Source organism: Amycolatopsis sp. 2-15 (genome assembly GCF_030285625.1).
Taxonomy (GTDB): Bacteria; Actinomycetota; Actinomycetes; order Mycobacteriales; family Pseudonocardiaceae; genus Amycolatopsis; species Amycolatopsis carbonis.
This window is the reverse complement of the sequence record NZ_CP127294.1, coordinates 1,567,646-1,592,978: the sequence shown is the minus strand read 5'-3', so window position 1 is coordinate 1,592,978 and position 25,333 is coordinate 1,567,646. Positions and strand designations below refer to the sequence as shown.

The window sequence follows — 25,333 nt, the reverse complement described above, 5'->3', positions numbered from 1 at the left end:
GAAAACCGTGCGGGCCCTGTCGCGTTTCAGCGGATGATCACGGGTTTCCGGGCGGATGGATGCCGATCCCGCCGCCGCCGGGGTTGCCCGACGTAGACGGAGTACCGCCGTCGTCCTGCTCCAGGATCGTCAGCGTGACGTTCTGCGTCGGCGAGATCGTCTGGCCGGCGTCCGGGCTGGTCCGGAGGACCGTGCCCGGCTGGCCCGCACCGAAGTGCACCGACTGGACGTTGATGTTGCCCGACCAGCCCAGCTTCTGCAGAGACTGTGTTGCCTGGTCTTCGGTCTGCCCCGTCAGGTCCGGCATCGTGATCTGCTGCGGGCCCTTCGAAACCGACAGCGTGATCTTCGAACCGGGTGCGACCTGACCGCCGTTCGGCTGCTGGTTGACGACCTGTTCCTTCGGCTGGGTCGAGTCCACATCGGTGCGGTTGACCGTGAAGCCGAGGCCTTCGAGCTGCTTCTTCGCGTTGGCGTAGGTCTGGCCGGTCGTGTCCGGCACCTGCTTGAGCTGCAGATCGCCGCCGACGGTGATGTTCACCTTCGTGCCCTGGGCCGCCGTCACGTTCGGGGTCGGGTCCTGCGAGATGACCTTGCCGACGTCGTCCGGGTTGTCGACCGACTTCGAGTTGACGTTGCCCAGCTGCAGGTGGGCCTGATCGAGAATCGGGCCGACTTGGTCCTGGGTCTTGCCGGTCAGGTCCGGCACGGTGGTCGAATCGGGCCGCGCGCCCACGTACAGCTGGATCTGCGTGGTCGTCGCGACGTTCTGGCCGGGGCCTGGGTCGATCGAGACGACCTTGTCGATCGAGTCTTCGCTGCAGGTCAGGCCCTTGGGGTTGGTGCTCGGGTCCGAGGCCCCGCAAATCACGCTCTTGTTCGGCGCGAACGAGGAGAAGCCCGCCGTTTGCAGGTTCGACTTCGCGACACCGGCCTGCTGGCCCACCACGTTCGGAATCGCCGCGTTGGTGGTCTCCGAGCGGAAGGCCCCGTTGAGCCACATGACCAGGAGCACCACACCGGCCACGAGCAGAACCCCGACCACGGCCAGGATCGTGCGGTTGCGGCGCTTGGCCTTCGGGTCCTCGTCCGGCTCGTCGGCGTACTCCTCGTAGCGCTGCGGCTGCCGGCGGTCCTGGTTCATCACCTGGGTGCGCTCGTCCTCCGACATCACCATCGGAGCGGACGGGCGCTGGCCCGAGAGCGTGCGCACGAGGTCCGAGCGCATCTCGGCGGCTGACTGGTACCGGTTGGCCGGGCCCTTCGCCAGCGCCTTGAGCACCACGGCGTCGAGCTCGGGCGTCACCGCCGGATTCACCGACGACGGCGGGTTCGGGTCCTCTCGCACGTGCTGGTAGGCCACGGCCACCGGTGAGTCACCCGTGAACGGGGGCTCCCCGGTGATGAGCTCGTAGAGCACGCAGCCGGCCGCGTACACGTCGGAACGCGCGTCGACGGCTTCACCGCGCGCCTGCTCCGGCGAGAGGTACTGCGCGGTGCCGATCACGGCGGCCGTCTGCGTCATCGCCGACTGGCCGTCGTGCATCGCGCGGGCGATGCCGAAGTCCATCACCTTGACGGCGCCGTTCTTCGTGATCATCACGTTGGCGGGCTTCACGTCGCGGTGCACGATGCCGTGGCGGTGGGAGAAGTCCAGCGCCGCGCAGACGTCGGCCATGACCTCCATGGCCCGCTTCTGCGACATCGGGCCCTCGGTCTTCACGATGTCGCGAAGCGTCCGGCCCTCGACGTACTCCATGACGATGTAGGGCAGGTTCCCGAAGTCGGTGTTGGCTTCACCGGTGTCGTAGACCGCAACGATCGCGGGGTGGTTGAGCGCGGCCGCGTTCTGGGCCTCACGGCGGAAGCGTTCCTGGAACTGGGGGTCGCGGGCGAGGTCCGCGCGCAGGACCTTGATCGCGACTTCCCGGCCCAGACGCACATCGTGCCCGTGATGGACCTCGGACATACCTCCGTAGCCGAGCGTCTCGCCCAGCTCGTACCGATTGGAGAGCAGTCTGGGTGTGCTCATCTCTGTGTGCCGTTCCATTCCGTCCAAGGTGTGGTCATGATGCCTTGCAGGCCCTGCTTCTCGCTCGCACCCGGTTCGGCGGGTCCGCCTGCGGTCGGTCCTCCTGCGCGGCCGGTCGGCTCGACCGGCGCCGGTCTGCCTGTGTCCACGCTTCTCGGTGTCTGTCCGTTGCCGGTGCCCGCCACTTTGGCCACGACGAACGCCGCCGCCACGATCACGGCGATCACGATCACCGCGAGCAGCACCCACCAGCCCCACTGGCTCTTCCGCCGCGGCACGGGCGGGTGCACGGGGCGCACCGAACCCGGCGACAGCGGCGGGAACCCGGGGTTGGAACCAGGACCGATGGGCACATGGGGGAGCTCGCCGGCCTGCGGCATCCCGGGGGGCGGCGACGGCGGGACCTGGCCCGCCGCGTAGGCGGCGTTGACCAGGCCGAGCGGCGTCGGCAGGGGGTGCCCGGCGCGGACGGCCGCGACGGCGTTGGCGAACTCGCCACCACTCGCGTAGCGCTGCCGGGGGTCCTTGACCAGCGTGGCCTCGATGACCGCGCGCGCACCCGGTGGCACGTCGGGCGGCAGCGGCGGCGGGAGGTCGCGGATGTGCATCATGGCGACGCTCACCGCGTTCTCCGAGAGGAACGGCCGGTGGCCGGCGAGGCATTCGTAGCCGCACACGGCGAGCGAGTAGACATCGCTGGCCGGCTCGGCGTCGTGGCCCAGCGCCTGCTCGGGAGCGATGTAGTGGGCCGTGCCCATGACCATGCCGTTGCGGGTCACCGGGGCGGCGTGCGCGGCCTTGGCCACGCCGAAGTCGGTGATCTTCACCTGGCCCGCCGGCGTGACGAGGATGTTGCCCGGCTTGACGTCGCGGTGCACCAGGCCCTGCTCGTGCGCGGCCTGCAGCGCCGTGCCGGCCTGCTCCAACAGGTCGAGCGTGTAGTCGGCCGAGAGGCGCCCGTGCTTGGCGAGGATGCCCGCGAGCGGGTCGCCCTCCACGAACTCCATGACCAGGTACGCGATGGGCAGCGCGTCTTCCTCTTTGCCGCCCTCGGTTCCGGCGAAGGTCTCGCCGTAGTCGTGCACCGCCGCGATCCCGGCGTGGTTGAGCGACGCCGTCATCCGCGCCTCGGTCCGGAACCGGTGCAGGAACTCGGCGTCGCCGGAGAGTTCGGCCTTCAGCACCTTCACCGCGACGACCCGGTCGAGCCGGGTGTCGCTCGCCTGCCAGACCTCGCCCATCCCGCCGACGGCGATCCGGTTCGTCAGCTTGTAGCGCTCGGCCAGCAGCTGACCCGAGGACAGCATCGGCTACCCACCCCCGAGGCGCGCGGCGATGGCGGCCCGGCCGATCTCGGCGGCGACGGAGCCGCCGGTCGCGGCGAGCCCGCGGTTGCCGCCGTTCTCGACGATGACCGACACGGCGATCTGCGGGTTGTCCGAGGGCGCGAACGCGGTGTACCACGCGTGCGGCGGCGTGTTCTTCGAGTCGGTGCCGTGCTCGGCGGTGCCGGTCTTCGACGCGATCTTCAGCGCGGGGTCCTTGCCCTTGCCCGCGGTGAAGCCCTCCGACGCGATCATCATCTGCGTGAGGATCTGGTCGTTCGACGGCGAGAGCGCCGGGGTGCCGGTGAGCTGCTCCGGGTCGGTGTCCTCGATCGTCGAGAGGTCCGGCGCCAGGATCGACTGCACGAGCTCCGGCTTCATCGCCATGCCGCCGTTGGCGACGGTCGCGGCGAGCAGGCAGTCCTGCAGCGGCGTGAGCCGAACGTCGCGCTGGCCGATGCCGCTCTGGTAGAGCGCGCCCTGCGAGTCGAGCGCGCCGACGGTGGACGGCGCCACCTTCATCGGCACGGTGAGGTCGGTCTGGCCGATGCCGAAGTTGGCGGCCGTCGCTTTCATCTTGTCGGCGCCGAGCTGGCCCGCGAACGTCGCGAACGGCACGTTGCACGAGTGCGCGAGCGCGTCCTTGAACGTGGTGCCCGGGCAGGCCTCGCCGGCGTAGTTCTCCAGCGTCGTGTTGGTGCCCGGCAGCTTCACGTTGGGCGCGGGGTTGATCGCCGTGTCGGGGCCGATCCCGGCCTCGAGCGCGGCCGACGCGGTGACCAGCTTGAACGTGGACCCCGGCGGGTAGGTCTCCGAGATCGCCCGGTTCAGCATCGGGTTCTTCGGGTCCTTGGAGTAGTTCGCCCAGGCGGTGTTCTGGTCCTTGCCGTGCGACGCCAGCGTGTTCGGGTCGTACGACGGCGTCGACACCATCGCGAGGATGCGGCCCGTCTTCGGCTCCATCGCCACCACGGCGCCGGTGTAGCCGTGCTGGGTCATCAGGTCGTACGCGGCCTTCTGCACCTTCGGGTCGATCGTGAGCTTCACGTTGCCGCCGCGCGGGTCGCGCCCGGTGACCATGTCCGACAGGCGGCGCACGAACAGCCGCGGGTCGGAGCCGTTGAGCACGTCGTCCTCGGCGCGCTCGAGGCCGCCGGCGCCGTAGTTGATCGAGTAGAAGCCGGTGACCGGCGCGTACATCGGGCCGTCGGTGTAGGTGCGCGTGAACTTGAACTTGTCGCTGGAGGCCTTCACGCCGGCCAGCACCACGCCGTCGGGCGTGACGATCTGCCCGCGCTGGCGCGAGTACTCGTCGTAGAGCACGCGCTGGTTGCGCGAGTCGGTGCGGTAGTCGTCGGCCTTGACGACCTGGATGTAGGTGTCGTTCGCGAGCAGCAGGACGATCATCACGAGCATCGCCATGCCGACCTTGCGCAGGGGAGTGTTCACGCGGCCCTCCCGTCACCGTTCGGGCTGCCACCGGCCGGCGGGCGCTGCACCAGCACGGTGTGCGCCTCGGCGATCGGGGCCTGGGGCTGCTGCGGCTTGGCGCGCTTGGCCGGCTTGCGCGCGGCGTCGGAGATGCGCAGCAACAGGGCGACGAGGATGTAGTTCGCGAGCAGCGACGAACCACCCTGGGACAGGAACGGCGCCGTGATACCGGTTTCCGGGATCAGCGCCGTGACGCCGCCGACGACCACGAAGATCTGCATGACCATCGTGAACGCGAGCCCGCCGCCGAGCAGCTTGCCGAACGTGTCGCGCACGGCCAGCGCGCTGCGCATGCCGCGCATCGCGATCAGCAGGTAGAGCATCAGCACGGCGGCCAGGCCGATGAAGCCCAGCTCCTCGCCGATCGACGCGGTGATGAAGTCGGTGCTCGCCGCGGGCACGATGTCCGGCCGGCCGGCGCCGAGACCGGTTCCGCCGACCCCGCCCGTGCCGAGACCGAACAGGCCCTGCGCGAGCTGGTAGGAGCCGCCGAGCTCGTCGTAGCGCGGGCCCAGCGGGTTGAGCCAGTTCTCCACACGCTGCTGGACGTGCGTGAAGAGGTTGTAGGCGATGATGCAGCCGCCGATGAAGAACGTGAGCCCGACGACGACCCAGATCACGCGCTCGGTCGCGACGTAGAGCATGACCAGGATGATGCTGAAGTAGAGCAGCGACGTGCCGAGGTCCTTCTCGAACACCAGGATGCCGATGCTCGCCGCGGCGGCGATGAGGATCGGGCCCAGGTCACGGGCGCGCGGCAGCTCCACACCGAGGACTTTCTTGCCCGCCACCATGAACAAGTCGCGTTTGGACACCAGGAACGACGCGAAGAAGATCATCAGGAGGATCTTCGCGAACTCACCGGGCTGGATCGAGAAGAACGGCAGCTTGAGCCAGACCTTCGCGCCGTTGACCTCGGAAAGGCTCGACGGCAGCACCGCGGGCAGCGCCAGCGCGGCGATGCCGATCAGGCCGAAGGTGTAGCCGTAGCGCGTGAGGGTGCGGTGGTCGTTGACCACGATCAGCACGACCACGAACAGCGCCAGCGAGATGACCGTGAACAGCACCTGCTTGGTCACTTCGGGGCTGTACTCGCTGCCCTTCTGCGCGGCCTGCTCGGCTTCGGCCAGGTCGAGGCGGTGAATCATCACCAGCCCGATGCCGTTGAGCAGCGCCACGCACGGCAGCAACACCGGGTCGGCGTACGGCGCCCAGCGGCGCACGGCGAGGTGCGCGCCGGTCAGCACACCGAGGTAGGCGAGGCCGAGCCACAGGATCGAGAGCGTGAGCTCCTGCTCCTGGTTGGCCTCCACAAGCACGAGCGCGAGGGTGACGATGAACGCGGCGAACGCCAGCAGCAACAGCTCGGTGCCCCGGCGCTTGGGCAGCTCCCGGGGCGGATTGGTCGCGAACTGGGCCGACAACGGGTCGGCCAGGGGCTGACCCATCAGTTACCGCCTCCTGTCGGCGCCGTACTCGACGTCGAGCAGTCCCTCCCCGCAGGCTGGTTCGCCGACGAAGACGCGCCGCCCGAAGGCGGCGGAACAGCGCTGCTCGACGACGCCGGCGGACCGCCGGGAGCCGTCGGCACGCCGGAAGTGGTGCCAGGGGTGGCCGGCGGGCAGTCGGACAGCTGCTTGCGCAGGCGCAGGAAGTCGTCGATGTACGTGCGGGCGTCGTCGAGGCTGTCGCGCTTCACGCCGTTCTGCACGGCGATGCGCGCGTCCTCTTGCAAGGCCGGCACGCGCAGCTTGTCGGTGCACAGCGTCCCCGGCGGGCACGAGCCCTGCTCGAAGGAGTGCAGCTGGATGCCGAGGATGCTGCCCGGCACCCCGCGGTAGATCACGACCTCCTGGTCGGGACCCTCGCCCACGTAGTACTGGCTGAGCACGAAGTAGCGCGTGGCGATCGCGGCCGCGGCCAGCACGATCAGCACCACGACGGCGCCGACGAGCCAACGGAACCGCTTGCGGCGCTTGGCCTTCGGATCCTCCTCGAACGCCTGCGGCTCGGGCCGCGGCTGAGGGGGCGGCTGCGTGAGCGCCCGGGCCCGCGCGGCCGGCGAGTCGCCCTGGTGCTGCTCGTCGCTGCCGTCGCCGGCGGCGCCGCCCACGATCGGGGCATCGTCACCGAAGTCGACGTCGACCACGTCGGCGATGATCACGGTGACGTTGTCCGTACCACCGCCCTTGAGGGCGAGCTCGATCATCCGGTCCGCGCAGTCCTGCGGGTCCGCGATGCGGATGGCCTCCGACATCGTCTCGTCGGAGACCATGCCGGACAGGCCGTCGGAACAGATGAGGTACCGGTCACCGGGACGCGCTTCGCGCACGGTGAGACTCGGCTCGACCTCGTGCCCGGTGAGCGCCTTGAGCAGCAGCGAACGCTGCGGGTGCACCGCGGCCTCCTCGGCCGTGATGCGGCCCTGCTCCAGCAGCTCGTTGACGAAGCTGTCGTCGCGGGTGATCTGCGCGAACTGGCCGCCGCGCAACAGGTACGCGCGGGAGTCGCCGACGTGCACGAGCCCCAGGCGGTTGCCCGCGAAGAGCACGGCGGTGAGCGTGGTGCCCATGCCGTCGAGATCGGGATCCTGGGAGACGAGCTCGGCGATGGCCGCGTTGCCGTTGGTCACGGCCTCGCGGAGCTGACCGAGCAGGTCGTCGCCCGGTTCGTCGTCGTCGAGCGGGGCGAGTGAGGCGATGACGACCTTGCTGGCCACCTCACCGGCCGCGTGGCCGCCCATACCGTCGGCGAGCGCGAGGAGGCGAGGGCCGGCGTACACGGAGTCCTGGTTGTTCGAACGAACCAGGCCCCGGTCGCTGCGGGCCGCGTAGCGGAGGACGAGAGTCATGGGCGAAGCTCGATCACCGTCTTGCCGATCCGGATGGGGACTCCGAGCGGGACCCGGAGGGGTGCAGTGACCTTAGCCCGGTCGAGGTAGGTCCCGTTCGTCGAGCCCAGATCTTCCACGTACCAGTCCTCCCCGCGCAGGGCGATGCGGGCGTGCCGGGTCGACGCGTAGTCGTCGTCGAGCACCAGCGTCGAGTCGTCGGCCCGGCCGATCAGGATCGGCCGGCCGTCGAGCGCGATGCGGGTGCCCGCCAGCGCCCCGTGGGTCACCAGGAGCTGCTGCGGGGCCTTGCTGCCCCGCGGCTTCTTCTCCTTGTTCCGCCGGAACGAGGGCACCTGCACCCGCAGACCGGACGCGGCGTAGAGATCCGAACGGACGACCCGCAGGGCGGCGAACACGAAGAGCCAGAGCAGCACGAGAAAGCCCACTCTGGTGAGTTGAACGACCAGCTCTGGCACTTGTTGTGTCCGCTCCCGACTCTGCCTGCAAGCCGCGGCGCAGCGCGCACCGCGGATCCCCCCGCAAGACAATTCTGCGGGAACCCCGTTACCGGCCTCTGCTCAGCCCTGGGTTCGGAACACCAACGAAGAGTGACCCACCCGGATGACGTCCCCGTCGGCCAGCTGCCACGTCTGCACCGGAGTCCCGTTCACGGTCGTGCCGTTCGTGGACCCGATGTCGGCGAGCGTGGCACTCTGGCCGTCCCAGGTGATCTCCAGGTGCCGGCGCGACACCCCGGTGTCGGGCAGGCGGAAGTCGGCGTCCTGGCCGCGGCCCACGACGTTCCCGCCCTGCTTCAGCGAGTACGTCCGGTTCGAGCCGTCGTCCAGCTGCAGGCTCGCCGCGAGCGCGCGGCCGGCCGCGGGAGCGGGCTGGCCGTAGCCGGGCTGCTGCTGGGCGTACGGGTCCGCTGCCGGCTGGCCGTAGCCGGGCTGCTGGCCGTACGGGTCCGCTGCCGGCGCGCCGTAGCCGCCGCCCTGCTGGGGCTGGCCGTACTGGTCGTAACCGCCGCCTTGCTGGGGCTGGCCGTAGCCCTGGTCGTAACCACCCTGCTGGCCGTAACCGCCACCCTGCTGCGGCTGGCCGTACTGGTCATAGCCGCCGCCCTGCTGGGGCTGGCCGTAGCCCTGGTCATAACCACCCTGCTGGTAGCCCTGGTCGTAGCCGGGCTGAGCGGCACCGCCCTGCTGGGGCTGGCCGTACTGGTCATAGCCGGGCTGCTGGCCGTAACCCTGCTGCTCGTAACCGCCCTGCTGGCCATAGCCCTGGTCGTACCCGGGCTGCTGGCCACCCTGCTGTCCGTAGCCGTACTGGCCCTGCTGGCCGTACGGGTCACCCTGGTCGTATTGGCCGTATCCGGGGGGCTGGCTCATTGCTGGGTCTCCTGCGTTGCTGGGTCGTGCCGACCGTGACGAGCCACCGGGTCCACTCGCGTGGGCGTCGGGATCGACGGACGAACGGGTCTTGAACTGTCCAGTATGCAGCGCCTCGTTGCGCTCGAGTGATACGACGACGTCACCATAGGTCTCCCAGCCGTGCTCGGCGAGGTGTTCGCCCACAGCTTGTGCGAGAACCGCAGTGACCCGCTGCTCGTCGCCGGCCATCCGATCGTGGTCAGCCTGCCCCAAGGACACGATGTAGTGATTCGGGGCGAGCTGCCGACCTCCTGCCAGCTCACGAACGTTTTCCTCGCCTTCCCGCTCGAGCGCCACCGCCACTTCCTGTGTGACGACGTTGCCACCGAACATGCGCGCGAAGGTGTTCCCCACGAGGTTCTCGAGACGCCTGTCGAAGCGCTCTACCCGACCCACCTGGGGTGACCTCCTCGCACGTGTGCTTCCGGACCGATCCTATCCGGGAGAGGAAGCCTCGACACGACCCCCGCTGAAACCTGTGAAAACCCCCTGCTACGCTTTGCTGGCTGTCAGAGAGAAGCAACTCGGGCGAGTGGCGGAATGGCAGACGCGCACGGTTCAGGTCCGTGTGTCCGAAAGGACGTGAGGGTTCAACTCCCTCCTCGCCCACCGTGTTCAGAGGCTGGTCGCTAGCGCGACCAGCCTCTTTCCCGTTTGTCGGTCGTCATTGTTCCCGGGGGCCGAGCCCCCGGACCCCCGCGGTGCCACTGGTGACCGTTCCTGCATGGCTGGGCTCCCGGAACCCCCGCGGTGCCTGTTCCTGCATGGCTGCGTTCCTGGGCCCCGCGGTGCCGCTGGTGACTGTTCCTGGATGGGCCCCCGGACCCTCCACGGTGCGGTTGGTGCTGACCCGGCGTGGTCCAGACCGGTGCGCTGAGCTGGGGAAATGATGTTTGTCATGCCGAGGGCGTGGGGGATTCACGGTGCGTTGGTGAGGTGTGCGTCTACGGGCTGCGGGGGGTGCGCAGCAGGGTGGGGGCATGGGTAGGGAAGTGGTTGTCGAGGTGGACGGGCTGAGGGTCGAGTACGGGTCCTTTGTCGCGGTGCACGGGTTGAGTTTCACGGTGCGGGCCGGTGAGGTCTTCGGGTTGCTGGGGACGAACGGTGCGGGCAAGACGTCGACGATGGATGTGTTGGAGGGGTACCGGCGACCGTCGGCCGGGAGTGTGAGGGTGTTCGGGGTGGATCCGGCCAGCGAGCGCGAGAAGGTGGCGCCGCGGGTGGGGATCATGTTGCAGGAGGCGGGGTTCTTCGATGATTTGACGGTGGTCGAGTCCATTCGGGCGTGGCGGAGGTTCACGGCGGATGCGATGTCGGTGGACGAGGCCGTCGAACTGGTGGATCTGGGGAAGGTCGCGGGTACGCGCGTCGGGAAGCTGTCCGGGGGTGAGCGGCGGCGGCTGGATCTGGCGTTGGCGGTGTTGGGGCGGCCGGAGATGTTGTTCCTGGACGAGCCCACTACGGGGTTGGATCCGCAGGCGCGGCGGCGGACGTGGCACGTGCTGGAGAACATGGTCGCCGGCGGGATGGCGATCCTGCTGACCACGCACTACATGGAAGAAGCGCAGTACCTCGCGAACCGCGTGGCGATCATGGACCGCGGGCGGATCATGCGGCACGGGTCCGTGGACGAGGTGATCGGCGCCGACCACGGGTCGACGGTCACGTTCGTCAGTGAGGTGGCGGTGCCGGTCGAACTGGCCGGGGTGTCGGAGGACGGCCGCCACTACGAGCTGAGCAGCACGGACCCGCAGGCCGACCTGCACCGGCTGCTCGACTGGGCCGCCCGCGCAGGCGCGCGCATCGCGGACCTCGAGGTCCGGCGCAACTCGCTCGAAGACGTTTTCCTCAAGGTGGCCGACGAGGCCGCCCTCGCCACCACCGCGAAGGAGCGCTGATGACCGCCATCGCCCCCGCGTACGCCGGACCTCGCCGTTCACTCGGCTTCTGGCGCTACACCTGGTCGCAATTCCTCTTGTCGCAGAAGGTGCACTGGCGCGATCTCGGATTCGCGCTCACCGGTGTGCTCATTCCGCTCGGGCTCGGCATCGGATTGCCGGCCAGCCAGCACGGCAAGGGCGAGATCGCCGGCGTCGACGGCGGCGTGTACCTGCTGCCCGGGATGATGGGATTCGTCCTCGTCTGGATCGTCTACAACGTGGTGAACTCCGCGACCAGCCGGCGCGGAAAACTGATTTACAAACGCCTTCGCGGCACGCCTTTGCCGGACACTGCCATCATGACCGGCGAAGCGATGAGCGGTTCGGTCACGAGCATCGCGCAGGTCGTGGTGCTGCTCGTTTTCGGGCTGACGTACCTGGGTGCGCCGGCGCCGTCCAACCCGCTGTTGCTGCTGGTCGGCGTGGTGCTGGGGGCGTTCACGTTCGCGGTGCTCGCGATCGGGGTGTCGGGTCTGCTGCCGACCAGCGAGGTGTCCACGTGGATCGTGACGCCATTCCTGTTCCTCATGATGTTCGCGTCCGGAATCGTTTTCCCGCTGTCCGAAATGCCGCACTTCCTGCAGGTGCCGGTGCAGTACCTGCCGTCGAGCTCGGTCGTGGAAATCCTGCGCACCGCGTATCTCGGCCGCGACTTCGCGTCGAATCCGGCGACGGCGCAGCTGCCGCACCAGGTCGGATTCCTGGAGTCGTTCAGGGCGTGCGTTATGCCCCTGGGACTACTGTGTGCCTGGATCGGCGTTTCCCTCGGCCTGGGCAAGCGCTTCTTCAAGTGGGACCCGAAGCGGTCGGGCTGAGCAGGAGGAGACGTGGACCGGTGGAACCCCGGGACACTGGGCCGCGTCGTCGCGCTGCTGATCCTCGGGACCACCGCCGCGTTCACCGTCGAGGCCTTCTTCCTGTGGCTGAGCACCCACCCCCCGGTGCTCGACGTGCTCTTCGCGGTGCTGGCCGGCGCGGGTGTGCTGGCCGGCACCGGACGCATCGTCTGGGCGGTCGTGCGCCGCTCCGCCGCCCGCGGCGAGCACCTGGTGGACATCGCGATCGCGACCAGCCTGGCGTTCGCGCTGCTGCTGGCCTTCGGGCCCGCGTGGCTGGCGCTGCCGTCGCTGGTCGCCGGTGTCTCCGCGATCAGCCTCACGGGGCTGAAGCGCTGGATCTTCCCGCTGGTCGTGCTGGTCGTCACGGCCGCTCTTGCCCTGTTGATGCAGGTGCCGGCGTACGCGGTGGCCGAGGTGCTGCTGCGGTCGCTGGTGACGATCGTGGTGCTGGCGGGGATGGGGCTGCTCGTCACCTACGCGTCCGAAGTCCACGCCAACCGCGACGAGCTGGCCCGCATGGCGGTGGTCGAGGAGCGGCTGCGCTTCGCCCGTGACCTGCACGACGTGCTGGGCCGCGGCCTGTCGGTGGTGCGGCTGAAGGCCGAGCTGGGCGTGCGGCTGATGGACAACGACCACGAAGCCGCCCGCGCGCAACTGGTGCAGATCGCGGAGCTGGCCGGCGGGTCCGTGACCGAGCTGCGCAAGGTGATCGCCGGCTACCGCCAGCCGAGTCTGGCCGAGGAGCTGCGCGGCACGTCGTCGATCCTCAGCCTCGCCGGTGTCCGCGTGATCGCCGATCCCGTTCCCGAGGGACTGCCCGGGCCCGTCGCGGAGGCGATCGGTTCGGCCATCCGCGAGGGCGGCACCAACATCCTGCGGCACAGCGCCGCCGAGAACTGCCGCGTCGAGTTCGTGCGGGACCCCTCGTGCGTCCTCGTGCGGATCCGCAACGACCGCCCGCACGCCGGCGGCACCCGCGCCGGCCACGGCCTCACCGGCCTGGCCGAGCGGCTCGCCGCCGTGCGCGGCACGCTGGAGCACGGCGAGGTCGACGGCGATTTCGTGCTCACCGCCCGCGTGCCCCTTGACCTGCCGAGGAAGAGCTCATGACCTTGCGGATCGTGCTCGCCGAGGACCACGCCCTGCTGCGCGAATCGCTGCGCACGGTGTTCAGCCTCGCCGACGACATCGACGTGGTGGCGGCCGTGGACAACGGCGCCGACGCGCTGGAAGCCATCCGCCGCGAGCGCCCCGACGGCGCCATGGTGGACATCGACATGCCGCGGATGTCGGGGCTCGAGGTGGCCGAGGCCGTGCGCGCCGAGGGGCTGGACTGCGGGCTGCTCGTGGTCACCAGCTACGGCAAACCCGGCTACCTGCACCGCGCGATGCGGGCCGGGGTGCGCGGGTTCGTCACCAAGAACATCTCGCCCGACGACCTGATCACCGCTGTGCGGAAGGTCTGCACGGGCGGTCGACATGTCGACCCGGAGATCGCCGCCGACGCACTGGCCGTCGGGGAGACGCCGCTGACCGAGCGGGAGCTGGACGTGCTGCGCCTGTCCGGCGCGGGGCTGCGGCCCGCGGAAATCGGCGCGCGGCTGTCGCTGGCCGAGGGCACGGTGCGTAACTACCTCTCGAGTGCGCTGACCAAGCTGCAGGTGGACAACCGTGTGGCCGCGTACCGCGTCGCCGAGGAGGCGGGCTGGCTGTGACGGACCTGCTTGAGCTCTACCAGGACCTGCACGCGCACCCCGAGCTCGCCGGCGAGGAGAAGCGGACGGCGGACGTGCTCGCTCGCGAGCTGACCGCACTGGGTTTCACCGTGCGTAGCGGAATCGGCGGCCACGGCGTGGTCGCCGCGTTCGAAAACGGCGCCGGGCCGACGGTGGCGGTGCGGACCGAGCTGGACGCGTTGCCGCTGACCGAGCGCACCGGTCTGCCGTACGCGGCCGGCGGTTCCGCCATGCACGCCTGCGGCCACGACCTGCACCTGACCGCCGTGGTCGGTGCCGCTCGTGAGCTCGTGGCGACGCGTGCGGAGTGGCGCGGCCGGGTCGTGGTGCTCGGGCAGCCGGCCGAGGAGACGCTCGAAGGCGCGCTGGCGATGGTGGCCGACGGGGTGCACGACGTGTTCGGCGCGCCTGATGCGCTGCTGGCCCAGCACGCTGTGCCCGGGCCGGTCGGTCGGGTGGGCCATTCGCCGGGGCAGATCACCGCGCCGTGTGCCGAGCTGGCGATCACCGTGCACGGCCGGGGCGGGCACGCGGCCGTGCCGCACCTCGCCGTGGACCCCGTCGTCCTGGCCGCGCACCTCGTGGTGCGCCTGCAGTCGGTGGTGGCACGCGAGACGAACCCGGCCGACCCGGTGGTGGTCACGGTCGGCTCGGTGCACGCGGGCGACGCGGCGAACGTGATCCCGGACCGCGTGGAGCTCGGAGTGAGCGTGCGCGCGGCGAGCGACGGGGCACTGGCCCGGGCGCTGGCCGCGATCGAGCGTGTGTGCCGGGCCGAGGCCGCCGCGTCCGGCGCGCCCGTGGAGCCCGAGGTCGTGACGGTGCGCTCGGCGCCGGCGACCACGAACGACCGCCAGCTCGTGCTGGCCGTGCGCGCGGCGCACCTGTCGGGACTGGGGGCCGACCGCGTCGGCTGGACGCCGCCCGTGGCCGCGGCCGAGGACTTCGGCCACCTGGCCGCTCTGCCGGACGGCGGGACCGTGCCGCTGTGCTACTGGACGCTCGGCGTCGGCACGCGCGGCACCAACCACTCACCCGACTTCGCTCCGGAGCCGGCCGCGCTCACCGACGGGTGGCGGGCTCTCGTCCTCGCCGCGCGGGCCGTACTCGCTGTAGCCGAGGAGTAGTCACTTCAGCACCCATAGTTGATCTACCTTAAGGGAACCCTAGGAGAATCCTAAGATAGCTGTCAGCTAACTACTCCAGACGGGTGACATGTGTGATTTACCCTCCTCTTGCCTACCGTGTTGGGTTTAGCGTTCCCCCTGTGCGAATCGCTCAGAGCGAATAGCACGAAACTGGGGAATCAAAAGCCTGGGGGGGCTTGCGTGATGAGAACTGTTTTGGTTGCCGCGTTAGTCGTTGTGTCCGTTTTATCCGGTATTACCGCTGCTGAGGCCAGTGTCCCGGCGCCTCCGAGATGTGTGCCCAGCACGCAGTACGCGTACGTCGGCTTCGAGCTGGCGAAATGGGATTACGTCGGTGTCGACGGCGGGGAATACCTGTACCGGTACAGCTTCATTGGTCGCAACCTGGGCATTGTCACCTGCAAACCCGAGGCGTGAATTCCATTCGCTTCTAGCCTTGAAGGGAGGTGAAGGGAATGCAGGAAAACACGAACATCGTCGAGACGGTGGAGGAGCTGCAGGTCGAGGAGCTGGTGGAAACCACCGCGGCCGGCACCGCCTTCTGCATCGGCAGCGCGGGCTGCCCATCCAGCGCCGGCACGGCGTCCAGCTTCGGCTGAGCAGTCCCACACCACTGATCCACACACTTGAGGAGACCGAGATGAACGAGTTCGACAACCAGGTCGAGCAGGCGTTCGCCGAGGACATCACGGTGGAGGAGCTCGGCGAGGTCGCCGGTGCCGGTACCACCAACACCGGCGGCACCATCAGCTCCACCACCTGCCCGGCGTGCATCGGCACCGCCTTCAGCTGGTCCTGAGAGGAACGCGGTCATGGAGATTCAGGAAACGCAGGACTTCACCGAGGAACTGACCGTCGAAGAGCTGTCCGACGCCACCGGCGCCGGCTGGTGCGTCGGGTCGGCCGGCACGTTCGGCTGCCCCTCCAGCGCCGGCAGCTACGGCACCGTCAGCTCGCATTGACGTACTAGCAGGGAGGAAAAGCAATGAACGAGGAAATCTTCGAGCCGGCCACGACCGAGCTCACGATCGAGCAGCTTTCCGACGCGCAGGCCGGCAGCTTCTGCCTCGGCAGCGTGGGCACCGCGGGGTGCCCGAGCTCGGCGGGCACGGTCGGCACCGCGAGCTCGAGCTGACAATCCCCCAGGACATCCGCGGCGAAACGAACCTCTGAAGGGAGGTTGTCATGGAGAACGTTACCACGCAGGCTCCGCAGGTCGAGGAGCTCGTGATCGAGGAGCTCACCGAGGCCGGTGCCAGCAACTGCTTCGGAACGGCGGGCAGCATCGGCTGCCCGGTGTGCTTCGGCACCTACGGCTGCGCCACCTGAGCCACCTGATCCCAGGTGAGCCAGGTCAGCTATTCCACCCACATCGCGTGGTCGCCGTCGAAAAACGATTCATGAATGGCGGCGACCACGCGGTGCGGGAAAACACGTGCTCTGAAAGGACTGGAGGATGTCGGAAATCGTCCAGCGGTTGTGGCGGCACTTCGCACGCCTGGAGCCGTTCGGAATGCAGGCTCCGGATTTCTTCGCGGAGCTGGTGGAACAGGCGCCGGTGGTGCGCTTCGACGGAATGTGGGTCATTTCCGGATACGAGTTGGTGACCCGCCTGTGCACCCACCCCGGCTTCCCCATGGCGGCCCCCGTCTTCACCGACGTGGTCCACCGAGATAACCCACAGTTTGTTCGCTTCTTCGGCAGCACCATGTCGGTGCGGGCCGCCGAGGAGCACACGCGGCTACGCAGTGTGCTGACCGGGGCGTTTTCCGGCCGTCGGCTGGCCGGTCTGCGTGACCGCATCGACGACGTGGTGGCCGATCTGCTGGCCGAACCCCTGCGTCGCGGCGAGGCGGAGTTCGTGTCCGAGCTGGCGACGCCGCTGCCGGCCGCGGTCACCGCCGTGCTGCTGGGCGTGCCGCCCGCCGATCGCGACTTCGTCACGGCGCGGGCCACCGGGATGATGAGTCAGCTCGCCGCCGGTTTCCTCACCGAGTCGCACCCCGAGGCGGGGACCCCGATCACCGCCGCCGAGTTCGCCGAGCTGCGCGACTACGTCGCCGGGCTGCTGGCCCGGCGCCGCGCCGAGCCGGCCGAAGACCTGATCGGGCACCTCGCCCAGGCGCAGGAGGCGGGCAAGCTCACCGCCGACGAAGCCGTGGACATGGTGCTGCTGCTGTTCATGACCGGGCTCGACACCGTCACGGCCGCGCTGGCCAACACGCTGGTCGTGTTGTCCGAACAGCCCGACGTCGCCGCGGCCCTGGCCGCCGACCCGGGGTGCGGCGACCGCGTGTTCGCCGAGGCCATCCGCCTGCGCACGCCGGTCGCGTTCGGTTCGCGCCAGGTCGCGCACGACCTGTCCGTCGGCAAGCTGGACTTCAAGGCCGGCGACACCGTGATCCTCGCCTTCGCCGCGGCCAACCTCGACCCGCGCAAGTTCGACGCGCCGCTCGAGTTCCGCTGGGACCGGCCGATGACCGGCAACGTCGCGTTCGGCCACGGCAGTTACTACTGCCTCGGCAGCGCGCTCGCCGCGATGACCGCGCAGTCGCTGCTGACTGCGGTGCACGACCGGCTGCCGACGCCGAGCCGTCCGCCGGCCGAGCTGCCGTGGCGCGCGTCGCTGGCTTTCCCGACGCCGCGCGTGCTGCCGGTGACCTTCGCGCCCGCGCTGGCGGACAGCGGTGCCCGGTGAGCACGCGCTACCGGTCTCGCGCCGGAGCCGAGTTCCGCCAGGTCGAGGAGTCCGACTGCGGTGCGGCCTGCCTCGGCATCCTGCTCGCCGGGTTCGGCAAGTACCTGTCGTGGCCGGTCCTCTCGCAGGCCTGCGGCGGTGGCCGCGACGGCATCAGCGCCGCGACGCTCGCCCGGCGCGGCCAGCAGTTCGGCCTGACGGTGAGCGCCAAGCGCGTGCGGCTGTCCGGTGCCGAGGCCGACGTCGCCACGCTGCGCGGGCTGGCCGCGCCCGGCGTGGTCTTCGTGGACAACCGGCACTTCGCGGTGCTGGAACGCGTCGGCCGCGGCGGTAAGGTGCGGCTGCACGACCCCGCGGCCGGGCGGCACACGCTGTCGATCGACGAGTTCCGCGAACGGTTTTCGGGGCTGTACCTGGGTTTCCGGCCGGGTGCCGGGTTCGAGCCGAGTGGTGCGCCGCAGCGGATGCTGCCGCGTGCGCTGCGTTGGCTGGGCGCCGGTCTGCCGGTGGTCCTCGGTGCGGTGGTGGCCGGCGTGGTCACGGCCGGGCTGACCGTGGTGGCCGCTCTGCTGGCCCGATCGCTGGTCACGGCGACCGCCGGGCCAGGGGCGACGTGGTGGCTGGCCGCGGTGGCCGTGGGTGTCGCGCTCGCGGGCTGGGCGCAACAGCGGCTGGTTTCGGCCGCGTTGCTGCGTACCTCGCTGAAGCGCTCCACCGAACTCGTCGGGCACCTGCTTCGGTTGCCCGGCAGCTACTTCCACCGCCGCTTCACGGGCGGCGTCGCGGCGCGGGTGCAGATCGCCGACACGATCGCGCAGCAGCTGACCACGGTGGTGCTGCCGGTCGCGGTGAGCCTGGCCGCCGTGGTCGGGCTGCTCACCGTGCTGGCCGTGCTTGCTCCGCCGGCCGCCGCGCTGCTGGCCGGGAGCACCGTGCTGACCGCGTTGGTCGTGCGGTTCGGCCGGCGGGCCGGGATCGAGCGGCAGTCGGCGTTGATGGTCGAACAGTCGGCGCGAGATGGACTTTCGCTCAACGTGTTGTCGGCCATCGACACGGTGAAGGCCGAGGGCAGCGGGCGCCAGGCGTTCGGGCGCTGGTCTGCGGCGCAACGCAAGGTGCTGGCCGCGCAACGGCGGGCGGCGCTGGGCGAGCACGGGATCGGGCTGGCCGTCACGGCGTTGCACGCGCTGGGCTACGCCGCCTGTCTCGCGCTGACCGCGCTGGTCGCGCCCGGCGAGGTGATCACCGTGGCCGTGCTGGCCGGCGTGTGGCAGCTGCACGCGGGCGGGCTGGTCACGGGGCTGCACCGGATCGGCGGCCTGCGCAGCAGCTTCGCCGCGTACGACGACGTGGCCGGCGCCGAGACCGATCCATCCGATGTGGACGAACCCGTCGCCGTCGGGCCGGGGCGGGTCACCGTGCGCGGACTGCGTTACGGCTACGACACCAACACCGAGCCGCTGCTGGTTTCGCTCGACCTCGACGTGCCGCCCGGCGGCCGGATGACGCTGGTCGGCCCGAGCGGCTGCGGCAAGTCGACGCTGGCGAAGCTGCTGGCCGGGCTCGTGCGGCCGTGGTCGGGCGTCGCGCTGGTCGACGGGCGGCGCAGCGCGGACCTGCCGCCTTCGGTGCGGCCGTTCCTGGTCGGGTACGTGCCGCAGCGGCCGGCGTTCTTCGAGGGCACCGTGCGCGAGAACCTGGAGCTCGGCACCGCGCTGCCGGACGACGCCATCGCCGCCGCCCTCGACGACGCCCAGCTCTCCGAGATGATCGAGCTGCGCGGCGGGATCGACGCGGCGCAGGTCAGCCAGCAGGCCCGCAACTTCTCCGGCGGGGAACGCCAGCGCCTGGCCCTGGCCCGCGCGCTCGCCCGAAACCCGCGCGTCCTCGTGCTCGACGAGGCGACCAGCGCCGTCGAAACCGCGCTGGCCGCCCGCATCGACGCAGCCCTGCGCACCCGCGGCGCCACCACGGTCGTCGTGGCCCACCGGCTCTCCGAAGTCCGCGGCGACGACACGGTCGTGTTGCTCGACCACGGCGCCGTGCGCGTCTACGGCACCCACGACGACCTGCTCGCCCACTCCCGCGGCTACCGCGACATCGCGGAGGTGGCCGGATGACCACGACGTTGCCCACTGGGAAAACCCGCTCGTGGTTCGAGGAACCCGGCGCGACGGCGGCGTCCCTGCGCCAGGCCGTCGCCGGTCGGACCAAGCCCGACGGCGACGCGACCAAGCAACTCGACGGCAGTGCGCCTCCGCCGGCCGCTGTCGCTCGACAGACCGAGCCGCAGGCCGCCGTGCCCCGCAAGGCCACCGCCGTGCTGCCCCACGAAGGCAGCACCGGCCGCCACCTGCTGTCCTTCGCCGTGCGCGGCCAGCGGGCCCGGCTCGTGGTGAGCGCCGTGGTCGGGCTGCTGGCGACCGTGTTCGGGTTCGTCGTGCCGCTGGCCGGGATGGTGCTGGCGATCGCGATCGCCGCGGACAACCGCGACGCCGTGCCGTATCTGGCCGGTGCGCTGGTGGGGCTGCTCGCGTTGCAGCTGCTGACCACCGCCGTGGTCGAGCGGGGGCTGCTGACCTTGACCGACGGGGCGCAGGACCGCCTCGAGTCGGCGATCTGGCAGCGCCTGCTGAGCCTGCCCGCGACGTTCTTCCGCGACTACCCACTGCGCCGCCTCATGGGCTTCTCCGGTGGGGTCGGCCAGCTGCGCGGGCTGCTCGGCAGCGGCGGCCTCACGGCGGCGCTGCACGCGGTGTTCGCGCTGGTGGCGATCGCGTTGCTGGCTCTGCTGGACCCGTGGCTGGCCGTCGCGGCGGTCGGGATCTTCGGGCTCGTGCTCGGGGCGATGCTGTGGCTTTCCGTGCGCCAGCAGCGGCACGACACCGAGGTGCTGTCCGCCGTGGACGACGTGCAGGCGGCCGTGTACCCGGCGATGCTCGGCATCGACGACGTGCGGGCGTTCGGCGCACAGTCCTATGTGGTCGGTCGCTGGAGCAAGGCCTTCCGCTCGCAGAAGCGGTCCGACGACGCCGGCCTGCGCTACGCCGAGATCGCGAGCGCGCTGGCCGTGGCCTGCTACCCAGCACTGCTCGCGGTGCTGCTGCCCATGGCGTCGGGCCTGGGGTTCACCGGGCAGTGGACCGTGGTGATGGTCGCGATGACACTCAACCTCACCGCTACCCGGCTGCAGGGCGCGCTCGTCGGCCTGTTCGCCATCGGCCCGGTGCACGCCCGTCTTGCGCCGGTGCTGACCACCCGGCCCGAGACGCCGGCGCGCCCGACCCCGCTGCCGGCCGCGCGTGGCGCGGTGGAGCTGTGCGACGTGAGCTTTCGCTACCCCGGCCAGACCCGCGACCTGCTCACGGACATCTCCCTGCGCATCGAGCCGGGCGAGTTCGTGGCGCTGATCGGCGCGTCGGGCGCGGGCAAGTCGACGCTGCTGCGCCTGATGCTCGGCCTCGACCGGACCGAGCGCGGCAGCGTGCTGGTCGACGGCGTGGACGTGAACACCTGCGACGTCGACGACCTGCGCACGCGGATCGGGTACGTCGCCCAGGACGCGACGCTCATGCGCGGCACGCTCGCCGAGGTCATCTGCGGCGCGGCGGACGAGGTGGACCTCGACCTCGCGCAGCGGGCGGCCGAGCAAGCGCAGCTCGGGGACGTCGTCGCGGCTCTGCCGATGGGCCTGCACACGCAGGTCACCGACGGGGAAAGCGGCCTGTCCGGCGGCCAGGTGCAACGCCTGCTGCTGGCTCGCGCCCTGGCCAAACGACCTTCCGTGCTGCTGCTCGACGAGGCCACGAGCGCACTCGACGCCGCCGCGCAGGAACTGGTGCGGTGCGCGGTCGACGACCTGCGGCTGACCCGGGTGGTGGTGGCCCACCGGCTCTCCACCATCCGCTCGGCCGACCGGATCGCCGTGCTGGAGCACGGACGCATCGCCGACCTCGGCACCTTCGCCGAGCTGTCCGGCCATTCGACGGCTTTCGCCCGGCTGGTGGGCAGCGCCCGCCGGCTCGACTGAGGGGACAACCATGACGAAGAGCATCAATCGGATCACGAGGTTCAACCGGTCGCTGCGGGTGCTGACCGTGCCCGGCGACGCGGTGTACCTCACGAGCGAGCGCACTACGCAGACCCGGCTGGCCGGTGCGCTGGTCGAGCAGCTGGCCCCGCTGCTGGTCGACGGGCAGCACAGCCGCGAAAGCATCAAGCAGGCCCTGGCGGAGGCCGATCCGGCGCGCATCGACGTGGCGCTGGACCGCTTGCGCCGCAGCGGGTACGTCGTCGAGGTCGACCCCGAGGTCGACCCGCGCGTCGGCGGCTACTGGGAAGCGTCCGGTGTGGACGGTGACGACGCCGTGCGCCGCCTGGCCGGTGCGGACGTGCGGGTGCTGACGGCCGGCGATGTCGACGCGGCCGGGTTCACCGCGGCGCTGGCGGAGCTCGGCACCGGCGTCACCACCGACCCCGACGCGCCGGCCGGCTTCACCGTCGTCCTCACCGACGACTACCTGCGTCCCGAGCTCGCCGAGTGGGGCACGAAATTCCACGCGGCCGGCACGCCGTGGCTGCCGGTGAAGCCGGTCGGCAGCATGATCTGGGTCGGTCCGGTCTTCGAGCCCGGCGTGACCGGCTGCTACGAGTGCCTGCGCGTGCGGCTGTCCAACAAAAACGTGCTGGCCAGCTACCTGCGCCAGCGTGGCGTGCTCGACAGCCCGGCGCTGGTCAACTCCGTGACCGGCACCGGCGTCACGCAGGACCTGGCCCACCGCCTCGCCGCGCTGCACGTGGGCAAGTGGCTCACCGGCGCGTTCGCCGCGGGCCGGGCCGCGATGCCGGCACCGCCGGGCGGGGTGGCCGCGCAGTACGGCACGCCGTGGCAGTCCGAGGTCATCACGCTCGACACGGTCAGCCTCACGCAGGAGCACCACCCGTTCCAGCGTCGTCCGCAGTGCCCGCTGTGCGGGGAGCCGGACCTGCAGGCCGACCGCATGGCCGCGCCGGTGCGGCTCGAGCCGCGCCCGCGGATGGCGAGCAGCGACGGTGGTTACCGCTCGAGCCCGCCGGAGCAGTTCGTGGCGCGCTACGAGCACCTGATCAGCCCGGTCACCGGCCCGATCAGCAACCTCGTGAAGGTGCCGCTGGAGGTCGAGGGCCTGCACACCTACACCGCGGGCCAGAACTTCGCGATCCCCATGGCCAACGCCAACGACCTGCGCGCCGGCCTGCGCAGTTGCAGCGCGGGCAAGGGCATGAGCGCCGCGCAGGCCAAGGCGTCGGCGGTCGGCGAGGCGATCGAGCGTTACTCCGGGCTGTTCCACGGCGACGAGGCGCGCCGCACCGCGCGGCTGGCCGACCTGGACCCGGCCGAGGTCATCCACCCCAACGCGCTGCACCTCTACAGCGACGACCAGTTCCGCGACCGCCAGGAGTGGAACTCGCGCCCGTCGCACTTCCACTGGGTCGCCGACGACCTCGACCCGCAGGCCGAGATCGAGTGGTCGCCGGTGTGGTCGCTGACCGAGCAGCGCACCAAGCTGTTCCCGACGTCGGGCCTGTATTTCGCTTATCACAACCCGAAAACCCCGTTCCAGGCCGGCGCGAACTCCAACGGCTGCGCGGCGGGCACGAGCCTCGAGGACGCGATCCTGCAGGGCTTCATGGAGCTGGTGGAGCGCGACACCGTGGCGATGTGGTGGTACCACCGCCTGCGCCGGCCGGCGATCGACCTGTCGACGTTCGACGTGCCGTACTTCGCGCAGTGGCAGCAGCGCTACGACGAGCTGGAGCGCGACACCTGGGCGCTGGACCTGACCAACGACCTGGGCATCCCGTCCGTGGCCGCCGTTTCCGTGCGCCGCGACAAGCCCGCGCAGGACATCCTGTTCGCGCTCGGCGCGCACTTCGACGTCGAGGTCGCGATCGGGCGGGCGCTGTCGGAGATGAACCAGTTCCTGCCGGCCGTGATCGGGATGAAGGCCGACGGCTCGGGTTCCTACGCCTACAACGACCCCGACCAGCTGCACTGGTGGCGCAACGCGACCGTGGAGAACCAGCCGTACGTGCTCCCGGCCGAGGGCGCTCGCCGCACTCGGACCGACTTCGAGCGTTACGAAAGCGCCGACGTGCGCGAAGACGTCCTGCGCGCCGAGCGAGCCGTGGCCGAGCGCGGGATGGAAATGCTGGTGCTGGACCAGACGCGGGTGGACATCGGCCTGCCCGTGGTGCGCGTGCTCGTGCCGGGGATGCGGCACTTCTGGCCCCGCTTCGCGCCCGGCCGCCTCTTCGACGTGCCGCGCGAACTGGGCTGGATCGATGAAACGCCGTCCGAAGCCGACCTCAACCCGATTGCGATGTTCCTATGACCACGCTCGAACGCACCGCCGAGTACACCGTCACCTTCCGCCGCGACGTCGCCGTGCTGACCAAGGACGACCAGGTTCTGCTCGGACTGGCCGACCGTGCGGGGTACCGCCTGCGCGGCGTCGGCGCCCCGATGTTGGCTGCCCTGGAGCAGGTCCGCGCCGGGCTGCACACCGAGGACGAGCTGGCCGCCGAACACCCGCAGTCGCCGGTCGCGACCGTGCTGACGAAGGTGGAACCTTTCCTGGCCACGGGTTTCCGCCTGCGCGGCGAGCGCTTGGCCGTGCTGGAGCGTACTGGCGTGACCGGGCTTCGGCCCGACCTGCCGGAGCTGGCCGGCGCGTGGCTGCGGCTGGGCAAGTTCAGCCTGCTGCGCCGTCGCGGTGGCGAACTGGTGGTGGAGTCGCCGCTGAGCAAGTACCGCGCGGTGCTGCTCGACGCGGCGCTGGCCGGCGCCGTGGCCGCGCTCGCCGTCGCCCAGCCGTCGTCCGAAGTGGACACCGAGTGGTGGCCGGTGCTGGCCGCGCTGGCGGGTGCGGGCTTCCTCGACGTCGGCGCCGACGGCGAGTTCCCCGTCGACTCCGACGACGTGCTGCGCCAGTGGGACGTGCACGACCTGTACTTCCACAGCCGCAGCCGGATCGGCCGCACCGACGAGGCGTTCGGCGGCCGGTTCCCGTACGTCGGCGAGATCGAGCCGCTGCCCGCGGTGCGGCCGGCGCCGGAAGGCCCGCGCACGGAGCTGTTCCGCCCGTCGTTCGACGCCGTGCGCGCCGCTGACCAGGGGCTGCAGGAGACGATCGAGGCGCGGCAGTCGATCCGCGCCTACGGTGAGGAGCCCATCACCGCCGATCAGCTGGGCGAGTTCCTCTACCGCACGGCGCGCGTGCGCGGCACCTACGGCCCGCGGCCCGAGGCGCGGATGCCGTACGAGGGTTCGAGCCGCCCGTACCCTTGCGGTGGCGCGGGGTACGAGCTCGAGCTGTACGTCACCGTCCGCCGGTGCCAGGGCCTGGAGCCGGGCATCTACCACTACGACGCCGGCGACCACGTGCTGCGGCTGATCAACACCGAGGCCGAAGCGCGCGATGAGCTGCTTCGCGTGGCGACGCTGTCGACCGGTGGTCAGGCCGTGCCGGACGTGCTGGTCACCATGACGTCGCGGTTCCAGCGGCTGGCGTGGAAGTACCAGTCGATCGCGTACGCGGTGACGCTCAAGCACGCCGGCGCGCTGTACCAGACGATGTACCTGGTGGCCACGGCGATGGGCCTGGCCGGCTGTGGCCTCGGCAGCGGTGACGCGGACGCGGCGGCGCGCGCGTTCGGGCTGGACTACCTGAAGGAGTCGTCGGTCGGCGAGTTCATCCTGGGCAGCGCCCCAGCCGAGCTGCCGGCGCCGGTCAGCGGCGACGGCGCGCTCGACTGGCGGGCCGGCAACGACCCGGGCTGGCAGGCCGAAGCACTCGCCGCGCGGAGGCGGTGAGGT

General features: G+C 70.6%; 23 protein-coding genes and 1 tRNA gene. 17 read left to right on the top strand and 7 right to left on the bottom strand.

Annotated features, from left to right (window positions below; all coding sequences use genetic code 11):
- Nucleotides 1-37: 37 nt before the first annotated feature.
- From pknB to QRX50_RS07870, 7 genes are all read right to left on the bottom strand, one after another.
- Nucleotides 38-2,032, bottom strand: a complete 1,995-nt coding sequence (gene pknB, locus QRX50_RS07900; RefSeq protein ID WP_285971303.1) for a Stk1 family PASTA domain-containing Ser/Thr kinase — start codon at nt 2,030-2,032, stop codon at nt 38-40.
- The gene (locus QRX50_RS07895; protein WP_285971302.1) at nt 2,029-3,339 is read right to left on the bottom strand and encodes a serine/threonine-protein kinase; all 1,311 of its coding nucleotides are present in this window, start codon (nt 3,337-3,339) and stop codon (nt 2,029-2,031) included. The genes pknB and QRX50_RS07895 overlap by 4 nt, the downstream gene beginning before the upstream one ends.
- Nucleotides 3,340-3,342: 3 nt before the next feature.
- A complete protein-coding gene (locus QRX50_RS07890; RefSeq protein WP_285971301.1) occupies nt 3,343-4,806 on the bottom strand; it encodes a peptidoglycan D,D-transpeptidase FtsI family protein in 1,464 nt (487 codons plus the stop codon).
- A complete protein-coding gene (locus tag QRX50_RS07885; RefSeq protein WP_285971300.1) occupies nt 4,803-6,296 on the bottom strand; it encodes an FtsW/RodA/SpoVE family cell cycle protein in 1,494 nt (497 codons plus the stop codon). Before QRX50_RS07885 ends, QRX50_RS07890 begins: the two co-directional genes overlap by 4 nt.
- Nucleotides 6,296-7,699: a PP2C family protein-serine/threonine phosphatase gene (locus QRX50_RS07880; protein WP_285971299.1), complete on the bottom strand. Its 1,404-nt coding sequence runs from the start codon at nt 7,697-7,699 to the stop codon at nt 6,296-6,298. The genes QRX50_RS07885 and QRX50_RS07880 overlap by 1 nt, the downstream gene beginning before the upstream one ends.
- Nucleotides 7,696-8,157 (bottom strand): FHA domain-containing protein FhaB/FipA, encoded by a 462-nt coding sequence (locus tag QRX50_RS07875; RefSeq protein ID WP_037718919.1) that lies wholly within the window; start codon nt 8,155-8,157, stop codon nt 7,696-7,698. The genes QRX50_RS07880 and QRX50_RS07875 overlap by 4 nt, the downstream gene beginning before the upstream one ends.
- A gap of 102 nt (nt 8,158-8,259) precedes the next feature.
- Nucleotides 8,260-9,510, bottom strand: a complete 1,251-nt coding sequence (locus QRX50_RS07870) for an FHA domain-containing protein (RefSeq protein ID WP_285971298.1) — start codon at nt 9,508-9,510, stop codon at nt 8,260-8,262.
- A gap of 130 nt (nt 9,511-9,640) precedes the next feature.
- On the opposite strand from QRX50_RS07870, the gene QRX50_RS07865 reads away from it, so the two are divergent.
- The 17 genes from QRX50_RS07865 to QRX50_RS07785 all read left to right on the top strand — a co-directional run bounded on the left by QRX50_RS07865 (nt 9,641) and on the right by QRX50_RS07785 (nt 25,330).
- Nucleotides 9,641-9,723 (top strand) — tRNA-Leu (locus tag QRX50_RS07865).
- 371 nt (nt 9,724-10,094) lie between these two features.
- Complete coding sequence (locus tag QRX50_RS07860) at nt 10,095-11,012, top strand: ABC transporter ATP-binding protein (protein ID WP_285971297.1); 918 nt, start codon at nt 10,095-10,097, stop codon at nt 11,010-11,012.
- Complete coding sequence (locus QRX50_RS07855; RefSeq protein ID WP_285971296.1) at nt 11,012-11,869, top strand: ABC transporter permease; 858 nt, start codon at nt 11,012-11,014, stop codon at nt 11,867-11,869. The genes QRX50_RS07860 and QRX50_RS07855 overlap by 1 nt, the downstream gene beginning before the upstream one ends.
- A 12-nt stretch (nt 11,870-11,881) precedes the next feature.
- Nucleotides 11,882-13,003, top strand: a complete 1,122-nt coding sequence (locus tag QRX50_RS07850; RefSeq protein ID WP_285971295.1) for a sensor histidine kinase — start codon at nt 11,882-11,884, stop codon at nt 13,001-13,003.
- Nucleotides 13,000-13,608 (top strand): response regulator transcription factor, encoded by a 609-nt coding sequence (locus tag QRX50_RS07845; RefSeq protein WP_285971294.1) that lies wholly within the window; start codon nt 13,000-13,002, stop codon nt 13,606-13,608. Before QRX50_RS07850 ends, QRX50_RS07845 begins: the two co-directional genes overlap by 4 nt.
- Nucleotides 13,605-14,756: an amidohydrolase gene (locus QRX50_RS07840; RefSeq protein WP_285971293.1), complete on the top strand. Its 1,152-nt coding sequence runs from the start codon at nt 13,605-13,607 to the stop codon at nt 14,754-14,756. The genes QRX50_RS07845 and QRX50_RS07840 overlap by 4 nt, the downstream gene beginning before the upstream one ends.
- A gap of 297 nt (nt 14,757-15,053) precedes the next feature.
- Nucleotides 15,054-15,194, top strand: a complete 141-nt coding sequence (locus QRX50_RS07835) for a hypothetical protein (protein WP_285971292.1) — start codon at nt 15,054-15,056, stop codon at nt 15,192-15,194.
- Between the two features lie 38 nt (nt 15,195-15,232).
- Nucleotides 15,233-15,376, top strand: coding sequence for a thiocillin family RiPP (locus QRX50_RS07830; RefSeq protein ID WP_285971291.1), 144 nt, complete (start codon nt 15,233-15,235; stop codon nt 15,374-15,376).
- A gap of 41 nt (nt 15,377-15,417) precedes the next feature.
- A complete protein-coding gene (locus QRX50_RS07825) occupies nt 15,418-15,576 on the top strand; it encodes a RiPP peptide (RefSeq protein ID WP_285971290.1) in 159 nt (52 codons plus the stop codon).
- A 13-nt stretch (nt 15,577-15,589) separates the two neighbouring features.
- Nucleotides 15,590-15,739 (top strand): thiocillin family RiPP, encoded by a 150-nt coding sequence (locus QRX50_RS07820; RefSeq protein ID WP_285971289.1) that lies wholly within the window; start codon nt 15,590-15,592, stop codon nt 15,737-15,739.
- Between the two features lie 23 nt (nt 15,740-15,762).
- Nucleotides 15,763-15,912 carry a thiocillin family RiPP gene (locus QRX50_RS07815; protein ID WP_220245459.1) on the top strand — a complete coding sequence of 50 codons (150 nt, stop codon included), beginning with the start codon at nt 15,763-15,765 and terminating at the stop codon, nt 15,910-15,912.
- A gap of 50 nt (nt 15,913-15,962) precedes the next feature.
- Nucleotides 15,963-16,106 (top strand): hypothetical protein, encoded by a 144-nt coding sequence (locus QRX50_RS07810; RefSeq protein ID WP_158688140.1) that lies wholly within the window; start codon nt 15,963-15,965, stop codon nt 16,104-16,106.
- Between the two features lie 127 nt (nt 16,107-16,233).
- A complete protein-coding gene (locus tag QRX50_RS07805) occupies nt 16,234-17,475 on the top strand; it encodes a cytochrome P450 (RefSeq protein ID WP_285971288.1) in 1,242 nt (413 codons plus the stop codon).
- Nucleotides 17,472-19,595 (top strand): ATP-binding cassette domain-containing protein, encoded by a 2,124-nt coding sequence (locus QRX50_RS07800; RefSeq protein ID WP_285971287.1) that lies wholly within the window; start codon nt 17,472-17,474, stop codon nt 19,593-19,595. The genes QRX50_RS07805 and QRX50_RS07800 overlap by 4 nt, the downstream gene beginning before the upstream one ends.
- Nucleotides 19,592-21,505, top strand: a complete 1,914-nt coding sequence (locus QRX50_RS07795; protein ID WP_285971286.1) for an ATP-binding cassette domain-containing protein — start codon at nt 19,592-19,594, stop codon at nt 21,503-21,505. The genes QRX50_RS07800 and QRX50_RS07795 overlap by 4 nt, the downstream gene beginning before the upstream one ends.
- Nucleotides 21,506-21,515: 10 nt before the next feature.
- Complete coding sequence (locus QRX50_RS07790) at nt 21,516-23,849, top strand: TOMM precursor leader peptide-binding protein (RefSeq protein WP_285971285.1); 2,334 nt, start codon at nt 21,516-21,518, stop codon at nt 23,847-23,849.
- Nucleotides 23,846-25,330, top strand: a complete 1,485-nt coding sequence (locus tag QRX50_RS07785; RefSeq protein ID WP_285971284.1) for a SagB/ThcOx family dehydrogenase — start codon at nt 23,846-23,848, stop codon at nt 25,328-25,330. Before QRX50_RS07790 ends, QRX50_RS07785 begins: the two co-directional genes overlap by 4 nt.
- The last annotated feature ends 3 nt before the right edge of the window (nt 25,331-25,333 follow it).

Coding starts and splice junctions, on each gene's coding strand:
- QRX50_RS07795 (WP_285971286.1), top strand. CDS start 19,592: ATGACCACGACGTTGCCCACTGGGAAAACCCGCTCGTGGTTCGAGGAA.
- QRX50_RS07830 (WP_285971291.1), top strand. CDS start 15,233: ATGCAGGAAAACACGAACATCGTCGAGACGGTGGAGGAGCTGCAGGTC.
- pknB (WP_285971303.1), bottom strand. CDS start 2,032: ATGAGCACACCCAGACTGCTCTCCAATCGGTACGAGCTGGGCGAGACG.
- QRX50_RS07885 (WP_285971300.1), bottom strand. CDS start 6,296: ATGGGTCAGCCCCTGGCCGACCCGTTGTCGGCCCAGTTCGCGACCAAT.
- QRX50_RS07810 (WP_158688140.1), top strand. CDS start 15,963: ATGGAGAACGTTACCACGCAGGCTCCGCAGGTCGAGGAGCTCGTGATC.
- QRX50_RS07790 (WP_285971285.1), top strand. CDS start 21,516: ATGACGAAGAGCATCAATCGGATCACGAGGTTCAACCGGTCGCTGCGG.
- QRX50_RS07895 (WP_285971302.1), bottom strand. CDS start 3,339: ATGCTGTCCTCGGGTCAGCTGCTGGCCGAGCGCTACAAGCTGACGAAC.
- QRX50_RS07805 (WP_285971288.1), top strand. CDS start 16,234: ATGTCGGAAATCGTCCAGCGGTTGTGGCGGCACTTCGCACGCCTGGAG.
- QRX50_RS07845 (WP_285971294.1), top strand. CDS start 13,000: ATGACCTTGCGGATCGTGCTCGCCGAGGACCACGCCCTGCTGCGCGAA.
- QRX50_RS07820 (WP_285971289.1), top strand. CDS start 15,590: ATGGAGATTCAGGAAACGCAGGACTTCACCGAGGAACTGACCGTCGAA.
- QRX50_RS07825 (WP_285971290.1), top strand. CDS start 15,418: ATGAACGAGTTCGACAACCAGGTCGAGCAGGCGTTCGCCGAGGACATC.
- QRX50_RS07860 (WP_285971297.1), top strand. CDS start 10,095: ATGGGTAGGGAAGTGGTTGTCGAGGTGGACGGGCTGAGGGTCGAGTAC.
- QRX50_RS07785 (WP_285971284.1), top strand. CDS start 23,846: ATGACCACGCTCGAACGCACCGCCGAGTACACCGTCACCTTCCGCCGC.
- QRX50_RS07815 (WP_220245459.1), top strand. CDS start 15,763: ATGAACGAGGAAATCTTCGAGCCGGCCACGACCGAGCTCACGATCGAG.
- QRX50_RS07880 (WP_285971299.1), bottom strand. CDS start 7,699: ATGACTCTCGTCCTCCGCTACGCGGCCCGCAGCGACCGGGGCCTGGTT.
- QRX50_RS07855 (WP_285971296.1), top strand. CDS start 11,012: ATGACCGCCATCGCCCCCGCGTACGCCGGACCTCGCCGTTCACTCGGC.